This window comes from Ilumatobacter sp., assembly GCF_039969435.1.
Lineage (GTDB): Bacteria > Actinomycetota > Acidimicrobiia > Acidimicrobiales > Ilumatobacteraceae > Ilumatobacter_A.
In genome coordinates this window covers 122,735-141,098 of sequence record NZ_JBDVNU010000028.1, presented here as the reverse complement: position 1 = coordinate 141,098, position 18,364 = coordinate 122,735, and the positions used below count along the sequence as shown (strand labels likewise).

Genomic DNA, 18,364 nt, shown 5'->3' with positions numbered 1-18,364 from the left:
CGGGTTGCCGGGTCAGGCGGCGGTCACCTCGACAGGGATTCCGTTGAGCGCACAGTTGCCCGACAGGTCGTCGAGCGCGGCGTCGTCGGTGAGTGCGTTCGAGTTGACACCGGGCTTGGTCTTCGCCGTGTGCATCTCGATGCCCGGCTCGTCGTAGCCCCAGCCGTGGGGAAGACACACCACACCGGGCATCACCTCGTCGGTCACCTCCACCGGAGCGACGACGGCTCCCACACGTGAACGGACGTTCGCCGATCCGCCGTCGACCAGCCCGAGCCGGGCGGCGTCGTCGGGATGGACCTGCAACGTGCAGTCGGTCCTGCCCTTGATCAGGACGTTCAGGTTGTGCATCCACGAGTTGACGGTCTTGAGGTGACGACGGCCGATCAGCACGAACTGCCCACCCGCCTGCTCACGCTGTGCGTCGTACTCGGCGAAACGAGCGCCCAGTCGCGCCATGTCGTCGACGATGGGGCGAGGGGCGAGTTCGACCGTTCCCGACACGGTCTTGATCGCATCGGGGAAGCGCGGCACGAGCGGCCCGAAGTCGGCGCCGCTGGGATGCTCGTCGATCAGCTTGCGCAACGTGAGCCCGTCGGGGTCGGCACCGAACGCGTCGCCGTGCTGTCCGACACGCAGCCGGAAGTCGATGATCTGCTCGGACCACTCCCACGGGGCGAGGGCCTCCAGGATCTCGGCCCGGTCGCGCCCGTGGATGCGTGACGACGCACGTCCCAGCTCGGCATCGACGAGTTGCTCCATCATCTGGTCGTGCACGATCACCGGGTCCGTGTCGACCGGCTGCCCCTGGATCACCAGCGCGAGGCGGCTCAGGATCTGCTCCTCGCTCGGGGCGTCCGTCTCGAACACCGCCGGCGAGTACTTCGCGAAGGATCGGATCATGTTCGCTTCGAATGCGAAGTCGTAGTGGCTGCGTTCGAGCGCCGACGTCGGCGGAAGGATCACGTGGGCGTGGCGACCCGTGGCCGTGACGTACGGGTCGACGACGACGAGGAGGTCGAGCTGTTGCAGTGCCTCGTCGATGCGTTCGCTGTTCGGGAACGAGCGGACGGGGTTGCACGCCAGCACGAAGAGCGCCTTGATGCCGTCACCCGGTGCGGTGATCTCCTCGGCCAAGGTGGCCGCAGGGAGTTCGCCCTTCACCTCCGGGCGACCCGATGCCCGGCCCGACCAGCGTCCGAGGGTGAAACCCCGGCCACCGGGTGTCGATGGAGCCATGTTCTGCGTCGGTGCGCAGTTGAACATCACTCCACCGGGTTCGTCGAGATTGCCGGTCAGCACGTTGAGCACGTCGGTCGCCCAACTCGCGATCGTGCCGAACTCGACGGTGTGCGCGCCCATCCGGCCGTAGACCGCCGCGGTCGGTGCCGCGGCGAGCTCACGGGCGATGCGCCGCGTCGTGTCGGCCGGGATCCCACAGCGTTCGGCCACTGCGTCCGCCGTGTACGCAGCGGTCATCTCGCGGACCTCGTCCACTCCGCTCACGTGCGATTCCAGCCGGCCGATGTCGACCAGGCCCTCGGAGAACAACGTGTCGATCAGCGCCATCAGCCAGTAGGCATCGGTGCCCGGAACGATCGTGAGGTGCTCCGACGCGTTCTCGGCGGTCTTCGTCCGGCGCGGGTCGACGACCACGAACGTGCCGCGTTCACGGATCGCTTCGAGGCGGCCGGGCATGTCGGGCGCGGTGAGCAGGCTGCCGTTCGATGCGTACGGATTCGCACCGAGCATCAGCAGGTAGTCCGTGCGGTCGAGGTCGGGGAGCGGGAACATGTCGGGTCGTCCCCACATCAGGCCGGCGCTGACGTGCTTGGGCATTTGATCCACGGTCGACGCGGAGAAGGCGTTGGTACTGCCGACCGCGGTCATCACCGGGCGGACGTAGAGCTGCCCACCCAGGTTGTGGGTGTTCGGGTTGCCGAGAACCGTGCCCAGCGCCTGACGCCCGTGCGCCTCCACGATCGGAGCGAGCCGCCGCTGGATCTCGGCGAATGCCTCGTCCCACGTCGCCTCCTTCCAGCCGTCGTCGGTGCGGATGCGCGGCGACGTGAGCCGGTCGGGGTCCTCGTGCAGCTGCTTGAGAGCAGACCCCTTCGGACAGATGAACCCCTTCGAGTACGGGTCGTCCATGTCGCCACGGATCCGCACGACCTGATCGCCCTTCGTGGTGATCTCGAGCCCGCAGCACGCTTCGCACAGTGGGCAGGAGCGATGGTGCGTCACCACCTCTTCGATCGTCGCATCGGTCACGTCGGCGGCAGGAGTTCCCATCCCGGCACAGTACGTGACCCGGTCGGAGAGGTTCCCAGTGGTGCACCGGCTTCCCCGCCGCACCACGGTCGCCGACCTCTCGGTGAACCGCACCTGCGAAGTACGGTGACGTGCCATGGACGGATCGCCACAGAGGGTCGTGACGTGACCGGTCTCGACCGTCTCGGGTTCTACACCCTGGCCGGAGCGCCCCGCTCGCCCCGCGATCTCATCGACGAGGTGCACGATGCCGAGCGTCTCGGGCTGGGCTGGACGTTCATCTCCGAACGGTTCAACATCAAGGAGGCGGCGACGATCTCGGGTGCGGTCGGTGCGGTGTCGTCGAAGATCAACATCGCCACCGCGGCCACCAACCACAACACCCGCCACCCGCTCGTCACCGCGGCGTACGCCACCACGATGCACCGCCTGACGGGAGGACGATTCACACTCGGCCTGGGCCGCGGGATCGCGCCACTCGTGAAGGCGCTCGGCCTGCCGGCGGTCACCACCGCTCAGCTCGAGGACTTCGCCGGGTTGATGCGGCGGCTGTGGCACGGCGAGACGATCCTCGACCACGACGGGCCCGCGGGGCGGTTCCCGTTCCTGCGTCTCGACAACGAGTTCGACGAGGACATCCCGCTGGGGATCACGGCGTTCGGCCCCAACACCCTCGAACTCGCGGGACGGGCGTTCGACCAGGTCGTCCTGCACACGTTCTTCACCGACGAGACGCTCCAGCGCTGCGTGCGCACCGTGAAGGAGTCGGCGGAACGGGCGGGTCGCGATCCGGCGTCGGTCAGCGTGTGGTCCTGCTACGCCACGATCGGCGACCACCTCCCCGAGCCGGTGCGGCTGAAGAAGACCGTCGGGCGCCTCGCCACCTACCTCCAGGCGTACGGCGACCTGATGGTGTCGACGAACGGCTGGGACCCCGCCGTGCTCGAACGGTTCCGGGCCGACCCGATGGTGGCCGGCTTCCGAGGTGCGCTCGACGACAAGGCCTCGACCGAGGAACTCGAACACGTCGCCACGCTGATCCCCGACGAGTGGCTCGCCCCGGCTGCGACCGGCTCGCCGGAGCAGTGCGCCGCCAAGGTCGGCGACCAGTTCGAGCTGGGAGCCGACGGCGTCATCCTCCACGGCGCCGCCCCGGTGGAGATCGAACCGATCGTCGACGCGTACAGCGCGCGGATCGGTCACGCACCGTCGACCTAGCCACTCGGAGCTGCGAGCGCGCCGTGGCCACTCCGATCGGAGTGTGTCCGCCGTCGGCGCACGGTCACGTCGCGAGCATTCCGCCGTCGACGGCGAGCGCGTGACCGGTCGTGAACGACGACGCATCGGAACACAACCACAGGGCAGCGTTCGCGATCTCGGACGGCTCGCCGAAACGCCCGAACCGACTCAACCGCTTCGCCACATCGTCGACGTCGCGACCTCGGCGCTCCATCGCCTGTCGCAGCATCGGCGTGTCGATCGCTCCCGGGCAGATCGCATTCACACGGATGCCGTGAACCGAGTAGTCCATCGCCGCGCTGCGGGTGAGACCGAGGACCGCATGTTTGCTCGCGGTGTAGGCGGGTTGGTCGTGTTGGGGCCTGAACGAGTTCGTCGACGCGATGTTCACGATCGACGCGCCGCCACCATGTCGTCCGCTCGCCGTGTCCAGCATCGCCCGCAGCTCGTGCTTCATCGACAGGAAGACGCCTCGGACGTTGACCGCCATCATCCGGTCGAAGTCGTCGTCGGCACAATCGGCGAGCGGCACCGTCTCGAACTCGATCGCTGCGGCGTTCACCGCACAGTCGAGTCGCCCGTGACGCGACGTCGCCTCGTCGACGACCGCAGCGACGTCGTCGGCGATCGACACGTCACCGGGGACGAACACGACACCGCCGGGCGCGTCGGCGGCGGACGCCAGCAGTGCGTCGGCGTGCCGATCGTCTCGATCGGTGGCGACGACGTTCGCTCCGGATCCGACCAGCGCGGCGACGATCGCCCGCCCCATTCCACCGGTCGCTCCGGTCACGACTGCGGTGCGACCGTCGAGGGTCGTCGTGCTGCTCATGGTTCGATTCTGTCAGTTGGTGGCGACGTGTCGTCCATGGGGGCGACGGCGACGACGCTCGTCGTCACCCGCCGGTCGGGGTGCAGCCTCCACCCGGCCGCCGATGATGCAACTCAGCCACCGACCCGCGCCGCCCAGCCGACGGATCCATCGGTGATCGCGTCGCCGACGACGTGGAAGCGACGGCCGGTCACCTCGACCGGGACGATGCGGACCCACGCCGACCGGTCGACGTCCACCCACGGGTAGAGCGCCAGCGTGTCGGCGTGCTCGATCTCCGGGGCGCTGTCGACGAAGCGACCGAAGCCCTTGACGAGGACGCTCCAGGCATCGCCGTGGCTCGGGTCGAAACCGTCGATCTCGAATGCGACGCGTTCGAGGCGCGGCGCGTCGTAGATCTTGCTGCCGGCGCGTGTACGGAACACGATCGACGATCCGTCGACCAGGTAGTTGATGGGATAGATCGCCGGTTGACCTTCGTGGTGGACGCCGAGCCGGCCGATCGAGGTCCGACGGAGACGCTCCCAGCACACGGTCTCGCTGAGGATCTCGCTGAGGATCTCGGTGCCGTTCTCTGAAGGTTCCATGCGTCGATCCCAGCACCGAACGCTCGCCACCGGAAGGGGCGAAGGTCCCGATCCGGACACGAGGCCGCTTCGCCTCCGGGGACCTTCGCCTCTACCGACGGGCCGGAACCGGTTCCATGGTGGAGTGATGCCCGAACGACCGACCGTGGATCTGGACCCGCTCTCCACCGGCGAGCGCGAACGGCGACCCGTTCGTCCCTTCGTCGTCGAGGACGTGGTGCGGGTTCCGCTCGACGAGACGTTGCGCGCCGTCGCCGTCGCACTCCGCGCCAGGGACGTCAGCTTCGCGGTGGTGGGAGAGGGTGACGACATCGACGGCGTGATCTCCGAGCGCGATCTGGTCGCAGCGATCGCATTCGGGCACGACCTCGATGCGACCACGGCGCGCGACATCGAGTCGCACTCGCTCAACTGGGCGTCGGCCGCCGCAGCGGTCGGTGACGTGGCCGAGGAGATGCTCGAGACCAACGTCCGCCACATCCTCGTCTGCCACGACGACGGCACGCTGGCCGGTGTCGTCTCGATGCGTGATCTGCTCGCTGCCCTCGTCATCTGACGGCAGGACCTTCGGCCCTGACGGTCGAGCGACGAGTCCGGCTGACTGGAGACGTGAGCGACGAACCGACCTCGACGAATGCAGATCATCCCGCGACCTCGCCCGGGTCCGGCCGTTGGATCGTGGGCATCGACGGATCGGAGTGCGGCCGTCACGCCGCCCTGTGGGCGGTGGCTCACGCGTCCGGGCGAGCGAGCGAACTGCGACTCGCCACCTCGTGGAGTCTTCCGGTGGCTTCGACCATGACCCCGATGAGTCCGCTGACGACCGCCGCCTCGTTCGACGGACTCGAGGAATCGGCGTTCGCGACCGTCGACGAACTCGCCGCACAGATCGAACCGTCGTTCGACGGTGTCGTGACCCGCTGCGTCGGCCGGGGAAGTGCTGCCTCACTGCTGCTCGACAGTGCCCGCGACAGCGATCTGCTGGTCGTGGGTTCGCGGGGTCGTGGAGGCTTCGCTCGGCTCCTGCTCGGATCCACCAGCGCGCAGTGCGCCACCCACTCCCCCGGTCCCGTGGCGGTGATTCCCGCCACGGCGGGCATCGGGCCGATCACGTCCATCTTGGTGGCCTTCGACGGGTCCGATCACTCGATCGCCGCGCTCTCCTGGGCGATCGGGTTCGCGTCCTGCGGCACGGTGATCGAATGCGCGAGCGTGTGGGACACCTCGCCCATCGCCGTCGGGAGCGACCGCTTCTTCTTCCCGGAAGCCACCGACCTCGCACGCCAACGCTCCGAACATCTCGTTGCCGCCACCGTCGATGCGAACGATCGCGACGACGTCGACGTCCGAGCGGTGTTCGTCGAAGGGCACCCGCGAACGGTGCTCGCGGAGCGAGCGGCCGACTCGGATCTGGTCGTGATGGGTGCCCGTGGTCACGGAGCGATCGGCGCCGCGGTGCTCGGTTCGGTGTCGACCTGGCTGCTCCACCACGTCGACGGTGCGATGGTGGTGGTCCGATCCTCGACCGCGGACGTCGCCGAGTCGGATCTCGTGGAACGATGACCGGACCCGGTCGGATCGCACCCCGTCGAGCCCGCTGACGACGGCGGTTCCGTCGCCGTCAGCGCTCGGTGGAGGCACTCCTGCTCAGCACGATCTTGAGAGCTCCGGTGTCGGCGGCACGCCCGAACACGTCGTACGCCTCAATCATGTCGTCGAGAGCGAAGCGATGAGTGACGAACTGGTCGGCGGCAATCTGCTTGCTGGTCGCCAGACGCAGCAGGGTGGGCGTCGAAGTGGCATCGACCAGGCCGGTCGTGATCGTGACGTCCTTGATCCACAGTGTCTCCAGGTGCAGGGTGACCGGCGTTCCGTGCACGCCGATGTTGGCGACGTGTCCGCCGGGTCGGACCAGTTCGGTGGCCAACTCGAACGTCGCAGGAACGCCGACGGCTTCGATCGTGACGTCGGCACCGAGCCCGCCGGTCAGTTCCCGGACGATCGCGAGAGCGTCGTCGGTGCTGTTGTTGATCGTGACGTCGGCACCGAACTGCTTCGCCGCGAGGAGCCGGGAGTCGGCCATGTCGATCGCGACGATATGACTGGGGCTGAACAGCCGAGCCCCCATGATGGCGGAGAGGCCGATCGGGCCGGCACCGACCACGACCACGACGTCACCGGGTCGGACGTGGCCGTTGAGGACGCCCACCTCGTACCCGGTGGGGAGGATGTCGGCCAGCATCAGCAGCGCTTCGTCCTCGATCCCGGCGGGTGCCGGGTAGGTCGAGGTGTCGGCGAACGGAACCCGCACGTACTCGGCCTGCGTCCCGTCGATCTCGTGGCCGAGGATCCACCCGCCGCCGCCGAGACACTGCCCCGGGCGTCCTTCTCGACAGAACCGACACGCAGCGCACGCGGTGATGCACGACACCAGGACGCGATCGCCGACCTTCGCGTTCTTCACGCCGGTCCCGACGGACTCGACGGTGCCGACGGCTTCGTGGCCGAGGATCCGGCCGTCGGTCACGGCGGGCACGTCGCCCTTCATGATGTGCAGGTCGGTTCCGCAGATCGTGGTGGCGTCGACCCGGACGACGGCGTCGGTGTCGGCCTGGACGCGGGGCTTCGGGACGTCCTCCCACGCCTTGGTGTCGGGGCCGTGGTACACCAGCGCCTTCATCGTGCTCGTGTCACCGGTCGGGCCGGTGGTCGGGTCGGTGGTCGGGTCACTGGTCATGATGTCCTCGTCGCTCGGGGGTCGGGATCGGGCTCCGGTTCGTCGCCCGCACCATCGACCCTCCACCCACCGACGGCCGTGCGCACAGTGCCGAAGGTCCCCCGATCGGCGCACACGGCCAGGACATCGTCAGGTCAGGTCTTTGTACCGTCGACGCCGACGCTCGATCGTGTGCAGTATCGAACGATGAACACGACAGCTCTCCTGGACGAGATCCCGATCGCCCGCGCCCAGAGGAGATGGCTCTACACGTTCGACGAGATCGACGAGGCGCAGGCCGACGTCGGCGGCGAGTGGGACGCGGTCCGATCGCTCCTGGGTGGCAAGGGAGCGAACCTCGGCGACATGACCCGGCTCGGCGTCCCTGTCCCACCCGGCTTCACGATCACGACCGCCGCGTGCAACGCCTTCTCCGACGGCGGCGGGGTCCTTCCTCCCGGGCTGTGGGACGACGTGATCGCGGCGATGGAGTACCTGGAGTCGACGACGGGCAAGGAATTCGGGGGCTCCGACGAGCCACTGCTCGTGGCGTGCCGTTCGGGCGCCAAGTTCTCGATGCCCGGGATGATGGACACCGTGCTGAACATCGGGCTCAACGACGACGTCGTGGAACGCATGATCGCGGCCACGGGCGACGAACGATTCGTGCTCGACTCGTATCGGCGATTGATCCAGATGTTCGGCGGCGTCGTGCTCGGCGTCGCCGACGAGCACTTCGAACACGTGCTGCGAGCGCGGCGTGACGCCGCCGGCGTGACCAGCGATGCCCAGTTGGCCGCCGCCGACCTGCGCGACGTGATCACGTCCTTCCACGCCGTGATCGATCGTCGTGCGTCGCAGCCGTTCCCGACCGATCCGTTCGTCCAACTGAGGATGGCGATCGAGGCGGTGTTCGAGAGTTGGCGCAGCAAGCGCGCCCACGACTATCGGGTCGCCGCCCACATCGATCACGACCTGGGCACCGCCGTGAACGTCGTGACGATGGTGTTCGGCAACACGGGCGACGACTCGGCGACCGGTGTGGCGATGAGTCGTGATGCGACGACGGGGGAAGCACGTCTCGAGGGCGACTACCTGATCAACGCCCAGGGCGAGGACGTGGTGGCCGGTATCCGCCCGACGCTGCCGATCGCACGACTCGCCGAGGACATGCCCGGCGTTGCCGCTCAATTCGCCGAGATCGCCGGCACCCTCGAACGGCACCACCGGGACATGCAGGACATGGAGTTCACGGTCGAGCGCGGTCGACTGTGGCTGCTGCAGACTCGCGACGGAAAGCGAACCGCTCAGGCCGCCGTTCGCATCGCGGTCGAACTCGCCGGCGAGGGGTTGATCAGCCGGGAGGAAGCGGTGATGCGGGTCTCGGCCGACCAACTCGACTTCTTCCTCCATCCGCAGTTCGATCGCGATGCGATCGCGTCGGCGACGGAGTTGACGACGGGGTTGAACGTCTCGCCGGGTGCTGCCGTCGGCGTGGCAGCATTCGATCCCGACCTCGCGCAACGCTGGGTCGAGGAAGGACGCCAGGTCGTGCTGGTGCGCCAGGAGACGAAGCCCGACGACGTCCACGGCATGCTGGCCGCCGCCGGCATCCTGACGGCGAGCGGCGGGCGGACCAGTCACGCCGCGCTCGTCGCCCGTCAGTTCGGCAAGCCCGCAGTCGTCGGTGCCTCCGAGATCGAGATCGACATGGCACTGCGTTCGTTCACCGTCGGCTCCACACAGGTGCACGAAGGAGACTGGATCTCCGTCGACGGGACGTCCGGGCACGTCTACTCGGGCCAGATCGCAACCGTCGCTCCGCACCTCGACGACGAGTGGGTCACGACCCTGCTCGAGTGGGCCGACGAGTTCCGCACGCTCGGCGTCCGGGCGAACGCCGACGACCCCGTCGAAGCGGAGCGGGCCCGTGCCTACGGGGCGACCGGGATCGGTCTGTGTCGAACCGAGCACATGTTCTTCGACCCCGAACGACTCCCCATCGTTCAGCGGATGATCACCGCACAGACGCTCGCCGAGCGCCGGGAGGCGGTCGACGCGCTGCTGCCGCTGCAGCGTGGTGATTTCGTCGGCATGCTCCGAGCGATGGCCGGCGATCCGGTGATCATCCGCCTCCTGGATCCGCCGCTGCACGAGTTCCTTCCCAGCTTCGACGATCTGAGCCGCTCGGCTGCCGATCTGCGGATCCGACTGGTGCACGCTCGCGACCTCCGACAGGTCGAGTCGCTGCTGGACGAGTTGACCGAGGTGCGCTCGATGCTCGACCGCGTCGACCGGATGCGGGAGACCAATCCGATGTTGGGTCTGCGTGGGGTCCGCCTCGGACTGCGGATCCCCGAACTGATCCGGATGCAGACCCGCGCGATCCTCGAGGCCGCGTTCCAGGTGCAGGCCGAAGGCGTCGACGTACGCCCCGAGATCATGGTTCCACTCGTCAGCCACGCCACCGAGATGGCAGCTGCTCGTGCACTGATCGAATCGGAGATGGCGGTGATCTTCGACGAGCAGGGAGCGACCCTCGACGTGCCGATCGGAGCGATGATCGAAGTACCACGGGCGGCCCTCACCGCCGGCGAGATCGCGGAGCACGCCGACTTCTTCTCGTTCGGCACCAACGACCTCACGCAGATGACCATGGGGGTCAGCCGCGACGACGCCGAGGCGAGCTTCCTGCTGGACTACCTGGCGAACGAGATCATCGTCGAGAATCCGTTCACCTCGATCGATGGCGCCGGGGTGGGCCGACTGATGGAGCTGGCCAGCGTCGAGGGTCGGGCGACGGACCCGAACCTCACCATCGGCATCTGCGGCGAACACGGCGGAGACCCCGCCTCGATCGCCCGCTGCCAGCGACTCGGACTCGACTACATCAGTTGCTCGGCCTATCGGGTCCCCGTCGCACGCCTGTCCGCAGCTCACGCAGCACTGTCGTCGTGACACGCGTCCCGGAGAGAGGGGCCACCGACGCCATCGCAGCCGGACCGGACGAAGCCATCGGGTCCACCGAGACCCACATCTCGCGTCTGTGGCTCTCCCCCGATCGCGTCTACAAGATGCTCAAACCGGTCGAGTTCGGGTTCCTCGACCTCAGCGATCGGTCGGACCGCCTGGCTGCTGCCGACCGCGAGTTGGAACTGAACCGCCGCTTCGCTCCCGACGTCTATCTCGGGTCGGCCGACGTCGTGGAAGAGGGTGACACCGTCGAGCGGATGATCGTCATGCGTCGACTTCCTGCCGACCGGCGCCTGTCCGCGATCGTGCACGATCCCGACTTCGACGCCTGCCTGCGTTCGATCGCTCGTCAGGTCGCAGGCTTCCACTCCGCGGCCGAACCGGTCGTCGACGCACCCATGGCAACCCGCGACCGGGTCGAGGCGAACTGGACGTCGAACTTCCTCACACTCGAAGCCCACGTGGGAACGATCATCGACCGCGACGAGTACGACCGGGTGCGACACCTCGCGACCCGCTACCTCGCCGGACGCGCCGACTTGTTCGACGCCCGGATCGCCGAGGGCTTCGTCGTCGACGGGCACGGCGACCTCACCGCCGACGACATCTACTGCCTCGCCGACGGACCGCGTCTCCTCGACTGTCTCGCGTTCGACGACGACCTCCGCATCGCCGACGTCCTCGCCGACATCGGATTCCTCGTCATGGACGTCCACCGACTCGCCGGCAGGCGAGCCGCGGTCCTGTTGATGGACGCCTACCACCAGTTCTCCAACGAGCAACACCCGTCGACGCTCGCCCACCACTACGTCGCCTACCGCGCTCACGTGCGAGCGAAGATCGCATGCCTCCGCGTGGCCCAAGGGGACACGACGCAGGTCGAACTCGCCCGCACCTACCATCACCTCGCACTGCACCATCTGGAACGTTCCCAGGTGCGGATGGTCCTCGTCGGTGGCGGACCCGGCGTCGGCAAGACGACCGTTGCGTCGGCGCTGGCCGGGCACACCGGCTACATCCACCTCTCGTCCGACGAGATCCGACGCGACGTCGCCGGCACTGCGCCAGGCGAGCACCACTTCGTCGAGCCGGGCACCGGCATGTACACACCCGAAGCAGTCGCCGACAACTACCGCGAACTCGAACGCGAGGCCGGAATCCTCCTGGCCGCCGGCAACGGCGTCGTCCTCGATGCGTCGTGGAGTCGCGAGGAGCACCGCCGTGCTGCTCGAACGATCGCCGGACGTCACGGCGCCGACGTGGTCGAGATCGAGTGCTCGCTGGACCCGGCCACGGCCCGCGAGCGCATCGCACGCCGGATGTCGAACCCCTGGGACCCCTCCGACGCCACACCCGACGTCGTCGACCACGTCGCGAGGCAGCACGAACCCTGGCCGGAGGCCGTGTCGATCTCCACCGCAGCGACGATCGACCACGTCACGGCCGTCGCGGTCTCGGTCGTCGACCGCTTGGCCCTTCCCGGTCGCGACGTCTCACCCCGGACGTCGGACGCGTTCCCGACGCCCGTTGTCACCCACGACGCATCTCCGTGATCGACGCCGGGAACCGAGCCTCGGGACGGGACCTCTGGCCCTGTCGCCGACGACGACGTCGGACGAATGTGGGACATGTCCAGGCGGTGCCTGGCAGCGACGAGGGAGCAACGAATGTCGAAAGTCCTGGACAACGAGAACCACGTGGACACCGCACCACCTCGCGTCGACGAGGTCGACCCCTCAGCCGGCGAACGGTCTCCGATCGAGTCGACGGTCGCGGGATACGCCGCAGCGGTGGCGCGACTCTCGATCGGCTTCGTCTTCCTGTGGGCGTTCCTCGACAAGCTGCTCGCGCTCGGGTACGCCACGGGAACCGATCGTGAAACCGGTGCGATCGATCGCTTCGGTGACGCCGCCTGGATCAACGGCGGCTCCCCGACGGCCGGGTTCCTGTCGGGCGTGAAGGGTCCGTTCCAGTGGCTGTTCGAGCCGATGGCCGGCCAGGCGTGGGCGGACTGGCTGTTCATGCTCGGACTGCTCGGCATCGGTGTCGCCCTGATGCTCGGCATCGGGATCCGGATCGCCGCCTTCAGTGGTGCACTGCTCCTGGTGTTCATGTGGATGGCATCACTCCCCCTCGACAACAACCCGTTCATGGACGACCACCTCGTGTACGCCGTGGTGTTGATCGGTCTCGCAGCGGTTCACGCCGGTGACGTCATCGGCTTCGGACACCGCTGGGGGCGCACCGGCCTCGTCGAACGCCATCCCGTCCTGCTGTGACGGCGGATGCCACGACCTCGACGTGAGACCGGGGGTGCCACCGGCGATCCGGTGGCACCCCCGATCCCTCGTTCGGTTCGCTCGGTAGGTTGACCCCGTGATCGACGGGCACAACGACCTGCCCTGGGCGATGCGCCGACACTTCGACGGAGATCTCGACGTCGCCGACCTGAGCGGGTCGGTCCCGGAGGTGCACACCGACATCCCCCGCCTGCGCAGCGGAGGAGTCACCGGCCAGTTCTGGTCGGTGTACGTGCCCTCGACGCTGCCTGGCCCCACGGCGGTGTCGACGACGCTCGCGCAGATCGACTTCGTCCACCGGATGATCGAGCGGTACCCCGACGACTTCGTCCTCGCGCTGTCGGCGAGTGACGTCGAGTCGGCGGCATCGACGGGACGGATCGCGTCGATGCTCGGGATGGAGGGCGGGCACTCGATCGACGAGTCGCTGTCGGTGTTGAGAATGATGTTCGATCTGGGGGTGCGATACATGACCTTGACGCACAACCACAACGTGTCCTGGGCCGACTCGGCCACCGACGATCGCGTGCTCGGCGGATTGAACGACTTCGGCCGCGACGTCGTTCGTGAGATGAACCGCATCGGCATGATCGTCGACCTCTCGCACGTGAGCACCGAGGTCATGCACCAAGCGCTCGAGACGAGCATCCGGCCGGTGATGTTCAGCCACTCGTCAGCGCGTTCGCTGTGCGACGTCGCACGCAACGTGCCTGACGACGTACTGGGCAGGCTGTCCACCAACGGCGGGGTCTGCATGGTCGCATTCGTCGCCGACTTCCTCTCCCCGGCGTTCGCCCGGTGGTTCGAGGAGTCCCAGGAGATGGTCGTCGCCGAGGGCGGCGATCCGCGACTCTCCGCCGACGTCGACGCCGTGATGGCCCGGCGCAGTCGGACGGACCCCCCGCCGACGGTCACGGTGCACGACGTCGCTGGTCACATCGAACACGTTCGTGACGTCGCCGGCATCGACCACGTGGGGATCGGCGGCGACTACGGAGGATCCACCCTGATGCCCGCCGACCTGCACGACGTGTCGACGTATCCGCTGCTGTTCGAGACGCTGAGAACGCGCGGTTGGTCGACACCCGACCTGGATCGTCTCCGTCGCGCCAACATCCTGCGCGTCATGCACGACAACGAACCGTCCTGACGCTGAGCCCGAGTCACCGGGACGATCGGTGTCAGGTCCGGTGTTCGTGCCAGACCATCGCCACGTAGGGCGACGTGGCGGCGCGCAGCAGGGCGGAGTACCCGGGCTCGAAGCGCACCGTGTCACCCGGAGACAACTCGGTACTCGTCCGCAGGACCAGATGATCGCTGCTCGCCGCGAGGACGGTCACGTCCCGTGCCGGGGTGAGGTCGCCGGGATCGATGTCCTGTCGACCGGCGGCGACGATCGTCTGCCAGATCTCGTCGGGATCGTCGGGTCCGCCCGTGCCCATCGGATCGGCGACGACACCGAATGCGGACTGGCCGGAATGACCGCGCGGCCTTGTCGGTTTCCGCTTCGACTCGATCACCTCGGCGACGAGGGTGACGGCATCGGTGTGGAGCCCGGCGATCGGGTCCCGGGTGAGCGGGTTCCGTCCGAGCACGATCGCCTCGCCGAGGCGGAGATCGTTCACCCGGCCGACATTCCCGGTGCCGCCCAGCCAGTCGAGGTTGGCCGAGTTGCCGCCCGAGACGATGTCGATCCCGATGCCGAACGTCTCCTCGACGGAGTCGACGAGACCGGAGAGTTCGGCCATGTTCTCGTCACCGGGTTCGATGCCGCTGCGGCACGCCAGGTTGGTTCCGACCCCGCGCAGTCGCAGCGTGGGCAGCGCCAGGACGTGACGCACCGTGTCCTGCAGTTCCTCGGGCATCACACCCTCGCGCAGATCGCCGAGCTCGACCATGACGACGACGTCGTGGACCCGACCCGAAGCCCGCGCGGACGCCGCCAACGCAGCGAGCACGTCGCGGTCGGTGTTGAAGCTGGTGCTGTTCGACTCGACGACTCGATCGATCTGGCTCGGCATCGGCGACCGGATGAGGAACATCGGCGCGTCGACGTCGGCGCGACGCATCCGTTCGATGTTCTCGAGACGCGAGTCGCCGATCCCAGTCACGCCGGCCGCCACGAGCGTGCAGGCGAGACGCGGTTCGCCGAGCAGCACCTTCGTGACGCCCGTGATCGACACGCCGCGCTGGGCCGCCCGGTCGACGAGATGCCGCGCGTTGGCACCGATCTTGTCCAGATCGATGTCGAGGCGGAGGCCGCTCAACGGGTGGCGGCCGTCCTCGCTCGGAGTTCCGGGAACGCAGCGAGCACCATCTCGACCAGCAGATCCGTGGGTCGCGTGAGGGCGTCGGTCGCCGGGATGCCGAGTTCGAGTTCGTAGAGCGCGATCGCAGCGGAGACCTCGCTGTCGGTCATGTTCTCGTGGTTGATCGTCAGCCCGATCACCTTGGTGTCGGCGAACGTCTCGATGAGTCGGATCTCGCTCGAAGGTGTCGGCATCGAGAAGGCGGGGAAGTCGCTGACCGTCGTGCGCGCCGGTGCGTGTTGGAGGATCACGGCTTCCGGACGGCTCCCGCGCAGGATCGCGGTCGAACTCAGATACGTCGGGTGGCTGAGAGCGCCCTGGCCTTCGACGATGATCACGTCGGGATCCTCCGCTTCGAACGCCGCCACGACGGCCGCTTCGAGTTCACCGGCGACGAACTGGGCCGGAACGGCGTCGAGCGCGACACCGTGGCGCGCGCCCTGGATCAGGCTGGTCTGACCGGTCCCGACCAGAACGGCGCAGACGCCACTCGCGTTGAGCGCTCGGGTGAGGATGGTTGCGGTCGTCCGCTTCCCGATCGCACCGTCGGTGCCCAGGACGGCGATCCGAGGGCACGCAACACCGAGGATGCTCCCGTCGAACATGTGCAGGTCGGCCTTGGCCTTGGGTCGTCGGACGTCGACGATCGCCACGTCGTTGATCGCAGCTGCGGCGGCGAACTCGGGATCGTCGTTCAGGAATTCGTGCAATCCGTTCACGATTCCGAGGCCACGGCTCATCGCATCGAGGAGGACCGCTCGCTCGATGGACGACAGCAGGCCGCTCGTCGGTGCGACCCCGACGATGAGCAGTTCCGGCATGAGACCGGCGGCTGCGATCGCTTCGTGGAGGTCGCTGCAGCACAGGATCCCGTTCGGTTCCGCGTCCAACACCTCCCCGGCGTCCCGGCCGGCCTGGGTGTGGTCGATGACGGCGATGATCTCGTACCGCTCGCTGTGTCGGACGAGGCCGTTCGCGGTCTTGCCGTCGATCCTGCCCAGCTGGGCGTCGCAGTAGACGATCGCTCGCGGTCGACGTGGGGCGGTGGACGCCGCTTCGGGGGTGCTGACAGGAACTTCGGACATGGGGTCTCCTCGAGATCGAACTCAGAGGAGGCATCGGATTGTTCGGCTCGGTCGATCGACGAGCGATGGAACCGGGTGTCAACGAGAAGTCCCCACCAAGAAGGTGGAACGCTCGTCCACGCTACGCCCATCGCGACCACAACGTCGCGGTCGTCGCATTCGGCGAGCGCCCCGGATCGGCTGCCGCCGAGGCCGTCGAACGAAGGGTTCGCTACGGTTCGACCGTGCAACGACGCCCCCTGACCACCGCTCTCCTCCTGACACTGGCCGGAGCAGCCGTCGCGTGCTCGTCGAGCGGTTCCGACTCGGACACCACCGCTTCCACCGGCATCGCACGCGGGACGACCGCAGCAATCGAGGTCACCACGCCGACCGAGACGGTCCCCGACTCCGTCTCGGGCCCTGCGCCGACCGAGCCGGTCTCGACCGACCCCGTCGTCAGCGAACCGACCAACACCGAACCCGTCGCGACCGAACCCACCGGCACCGAACCCACCGGCACGGAGCCGGGTGTCGAGTTCGAGTTGCTGACCTACAACGTCGCCGGTCTGCCTGCGGCACTCTCGGGCAGCGAGCCGGACGTCAACACCGCACTGATCGGCGAACGCATCAACGACTACGACGTCGTGCTGGTGCAGGAGTCGTGGCTCACCTTCGACGAGCCCGACGCTCCGGCGAGCACGTACCACCAGATCCTGCTCGATGCGTCGGAGCACCTGTTCACCTCCGAGTCCCTTGCCCAGCCGCGTGGCACCGACCCCGATCGTCCGACCGCTCAACTGAGCGACGGACTCAATCGGTTCAGCAATTTCGAGATCGGTGACGTCGAGCGCATTCGGTGGAACCAGTGCGGCGACGCATCCGCCGACTGTCTGTCACTCAAGGGCTTCTCGGTGTCGACGGTCGACATCGGCGGCGCCGAGGTCGATCTCTACAACCTGCACCTCGATGCCGGCCGGGAGGACTTCGCCGTGCGTGCCGACAACGTGGCCCAGTTGATCGCCCACATCGAGGCCGAAGCCTCCGGGCGGGCCGTGATCGTCGGCGGCGACTTCAACCTGCGTCTCGAACGCGACCCCGATGGAGACCAGTTCGCCGACCTGCTCGCGTCCGCCGGCCTCACCGACGTGTGCAGCGAACTCGACTGTCCGGAGCCCGGTCGCATCGACAAGGTGCTCTATCGCTCCTCCGAGGACATCGAGATCACCGCGCTCGAGTGGCGCAACGATTCCGAGATCTTCACGCGAGACGACGGCGCGCCGCTCAGCGACCACGATCCCGTCGTCGTGACCTTCGAGGTCGCGACCACCGACTGACGAGCGACCTCGTCGGGAATCACAGCACGCAGCGCGTGCGACGATCGGATCGGGAACCGGCCGGACGGGCGAGACGACGCCCGGCCGGTTCGAGAGGATCGGTCGGACGACTCGCTCAGTCGTCGTCGTCGTGATCGTCGCCACCGCCGTGTCCGGAGCGATCGTCTCCTCCGTCGTCGTCACCGCCACCGCCGTGTCCGGAGCGATCGTCGTCGTCGCCGCCACCGTGTCCGGAGCCGTCATCGTCGCCTCTACGTCCCCCGTGGTCGTCGTTCACGTCGTGACCGGCGCCGTCATCGTCGCCGCCGTGTCCGGAGCGATCGTCTCCGCCATGGTCGTCTCCGCCGTGTCCGGAGCGGTCGTCGTCGCCGCCGTGGTCGTCGATCGTGGTGCTCGGCGTCGAATTGCTCGGCACGGAGTTGCCCGGCGCGCTGTTGCTCGGTGCAGAGTTGCTCGGCGTCGAGATGCTCGGGGCGCTGTTGCTCGGCGCAGAGTTGCTCGGCGTCGAGATGCTGGGCGCGCTGGGGGGAGTCGCGACGTTCCGCACGGTGCGAGCCGGCCCGGTGGATGCCGGTGCGGTCGCCGGTGCCGTGGGCACGTTCGGTCGGCGGTTGACGAGGTCGTCGAACGACGTGTCGGACTGGTTCGCGGCGAAGACCGGAACGGCGAGGCCGATGGTGGCGATCCCGACGAGGGCGAAGGCGACTGGTTGTTTCATGGTGTGCTCCTGTGGTGA

15 protein-coding genes are annotated in these 18,364 nt (G+C 68.0%); 8 read left to right on the top strand and 7 right to left on the bottom strand.

The window, feature by feature from the left end:
• Positions 1 to 12: 12 nt before the first annotated feature.
• On the bottom strand, positions 13 to 2,292 hold the full coding sequence (locus ABJK40_RS14190) for a molybdopterin-dependent oxidoreductase (RefSeq protein WP_348478952.1): 2,280 nt from the start codon (positions 2,290 to 2,292) through the stop codon (positions 13 to 15).
• 144 nt (positions 2,293 to 2,436) lie between these two features.
• On the opposite strand from ABJK40_RS14190, the gene ABJK40_RS14185 reads away from it, so the two are divergent.
• Positions 2,437 to 3,489, top strand: a complete 1,053-nt coding sequence (locus ABJK40_RS14185) for a TIGR03857 family LLM class F420-dependent oxidoreductase (RefSeq protein ID WP_348478951.1) — start codon at positions 2,437 to 2,439, stop codon at positions 3,487 to 3,489.
• Positions 3,490 to 3,553: 64 nt separating this feature from the next.
• On the opposite strand, the gene ABJK40_RS14180 is transcribed toward ABJK40_RS14185, so the two are convergent.
• Both ABJK40_RS14180 and ABJK40_RS14175 read right to left on the bottom strand, forming a co-directional pair.
• On the bottom strand, positions 3,554 to 4,342 hold the full coding sequence (locus ABJK40_RS14180; RefSeq protein WP_348478950.1) for a glucose 1-dehydrogenase: 789 nt from the start codon (positions 4,340 to 4,342) through the stop codon (positions 3,554 to 3,556).
• Positions 4,343 to 4,455: 113 nt separating this feature from the next.
• Positions 4,456 to 4,929 (bottom strand): pyridoxamine 5'-phosphate oxidase family protein, encoded by a 474-nt coding sequence (locus ABJK40_RS14175; protein WP_348478949.1) that lies wholly within the window; start codon positions 4,927 to 4,929, stop codon positions 4,456 to 4,458.
• A 127-nt stretch (positions 4,930 to 5,056) separates the two neighbouring features.
• On the opposite strand from ABJK40_RS14175, the gene ABJK40_RS14170 reads away from it, so the two are divergent.
• A complete protein-coding gene (locus ABJK40_RS14170) occupies positions 5,057 to 5,485 on the top strand; it encodes a CBS domain-containing protein (RefSeq protein WP_348478948.1) in 429 nt (142 codons plus the stop codon).
• Between the two features lie 53 nt (positions 5,486 to 5,538).
• The gene (locus ABJK40_RS14165; RefSeq protein WP_348478947.1) at positions 5,539 to 6,492 is read left to right on the top strand and encodes a universal stress protein; all 954 of its coding nucleotides are present in this window, start codon (positions 5,539 to 5,541) and stop codon (positions 6,490 to 6,492) included.
• Between the two features lie 58 nt (positions 6,493 to 6,550).
• Here ABJK40_RS14165 and ABJK40_RS14160 read toward each other — a convergent pair whose 3' ends face one another.
• Complete coding sequence (locus ABJK40_RS14160; RefSeq protein WP_348478986.1) at positions 6,551 to 7,609, bottom strand: zinc-dependent alcohol dehydrogenase family protein; 1,059 nt, start codon at positions 7,607 to 7,609, stop codon at positions 6,551 to 6,553.
• Between the two features lie 243 nt (positions 7,610 to 7,852).
• Here ABJK40_RS14160 and ppdK point away from each other — a divergent pair, with 243 nt between their 5' ends.
• From ppdK to ABJK40_RS14140, 4 genes are all read left to right on the top strand, one after another.
• The gene (gene ppdK, locus ABJK40_RS14155; protein ID WP_348478946.1) at positions 7,853 to 10,603 is read left to right on the top strand and encodes a pyruvate, phosphate dikinase; all 2,751 of its coding nucleotides are present in this window, start codon (positions 7,853 to 7,855) and stop codon (positions 10,601 to 10,603) included.
• The gene (locus ABJK40_RS14150) at positions 10,600 to 12,171 is read left to right on the top strand and encodes an AAA family ATPase (RefSeq protein WP_348478945.1); all 1,572 of its coding nucleotides are present in this window, start codon (positions 10,600 to 10,602) and stop codon (positions 12,169 to 12,171) included. Before ppdK ends, ABJK40_RS14150 begins: the two co-directional genes overlap by 4 nt.
• A gap of 114 nt (positions 12,172 to 12,285) precedes the next feature.
• Positions 12,286 to 12,897 carry a hypothetical protein gene (locus ABJK40_RS14145; RefSeq protein WP_348478944.1) on the top strand — a complete coding sequence of 204 codons (612 nt, stop codon included), beginning with the start codon at positions 12,286 to 12,288 and terminating at the stop codon, positions 12,895 to 12,897.
• 97 nt (positions 12,898 to 12,994) lie between these two features.
• A complete protein-coding gene (locus ABJK40_RS14140; RefSeq protein WP_348478943.1) occupies positions 12,995 to 14,068 on the top strand; it encodes a dipeptidase in 1,074 nt (357 codons plus the stop codon).
• Positions 14,069 to 14,099: 31 nt separating this feature from the next.
• On the opposite strand, the gene ABJK40_RS14135 is transcribed toward ABJK40_RS14140, so the two are convergent.
• Both ABJK40_RS14135 and ABJK40_RS14130 read right to left on the bottom strand, forming a co-directional pair.
• Positions 14,100 to 15,185 (bottom strand): alanine/ornithine racemase family PLP-dependent enzyme, encoded by a 1,086-nt coding sequence (locus tag ABJK40_RS14135; protein WP_348478942.1) that lies wholly within the window; start codon positions 15,183 to 15,185, stop codon positions 14,100 to 14,102.
• Complete coding sequence (locus ABJK40_RS14130) at positions 15,182 to 16,312, bottom strand: DUF1611 domain-containing protein (RefSeq protein WP_348478941.1); 1,131 nt, start codon at positions 16,310 to 16,312, stop codon at positions 15,182 to 15,184. The genes ABJK40_RS14135 and ABJK40_RS14130 overlap by 4 nt, the downstream gene beginning before the upstream one ends.
• Positions 16,313 to 16,536: 224 nt before the next feature.
• On the opposite strand from ABJK40_RS14130, the gene ABJK40_RS14125 reads away from it, so the two are divergent.
• Entirely contained in the window at positions 16,537 to 17,628 is a 1,092-nt protein-coding gene (locus tag ABJK40_RS14125; protein WP_348478940.1) for an endonuclease/exonuclease/phosphatase family protein, read from the top strand.
• A gap of 115 nt (positions 17,629 to 17,743) precedes the next feature.
• Here the strand turns inward: ABJK40_RS14125 and ABJK40_RS14120 are convergent, their stop codons facing one another.
• Positions 17,744 to 18,346 (bottom strand): hypothetical protein, encoded by a 603-nt coding sequence (locus ABJK40_RS14120; protein WP_348478939.1) that lies wholly within the window; start codon positions 18,344 to 18,346, stop codon positions 17,744 to 17,746.
• Between the last annotated feature and the right edge of the window lie 18 nt (positions 18,347 to 18,364).

Coding starts and splice junctions, on each gene's coding strand:
- ABJK40_RS14170 (WP_348478948.1), top strand. CDS start 5,057: ATGCCCGAACGACCGACCGTGGATCTGGACCCGCTCTCCACCGGCGAG.
- ABJK40_RS14145 (WP_348478944.1), top strand. CDS start 12,286: ATGTCGAAAGTCCTGGACAACGAGAACCACGTGGACACCGCACCACCT.
- ABJK40_RS14190 (WP_348478952.1), bottom strand. CDS start 2,292: ATGGGAACTCCTGCCGCCGACGTGACCGATGCGACGATCGAAGAGGTG.
- ABJK40_RS14120 (WP_348478939.1), bottom strand. CDS start 18,346: ATGAAACAACCAGTCGCCTTCGCCCTCGTCGGGATCGCCACCATCGGC.
- ppdK (WP_348478946.1), top strand. CDS start 7,853: ATGAACACGACAGCTCTCCTGGACGAGATCCCGATCGCCCGCGCCCAG.
- ABJK40_RS14130 (WP_348478941.1), bottom strand. CDS start 16,312: ATGTCCGAAGTTCCTGTCAGCACCCCCGAAGCGGCGTCCACCGCCCCA.
- ABJK40_RS14180 (WP_348478950.1), bottom strand. CDS start 4,342: ATGAGCAGCACGACGACCCTCGACGGTCGCACCGCAGTCGTGACCGGA.
- ABJK40_RS14160 (WP_348478986.1), bottom strand. CDS start 7,609: ATGAAGGCGCTGGTGTACCACGGCCCCGACACCAAGGCGTGGGAGGAC.
- ABJK40_RS14175 (WP_348478949.1), bottom strand. CDS start 4,929: ATGGAACCTTCAGAGAACGGCACCGAGATCCTCAGCGAGATCCTCAGC.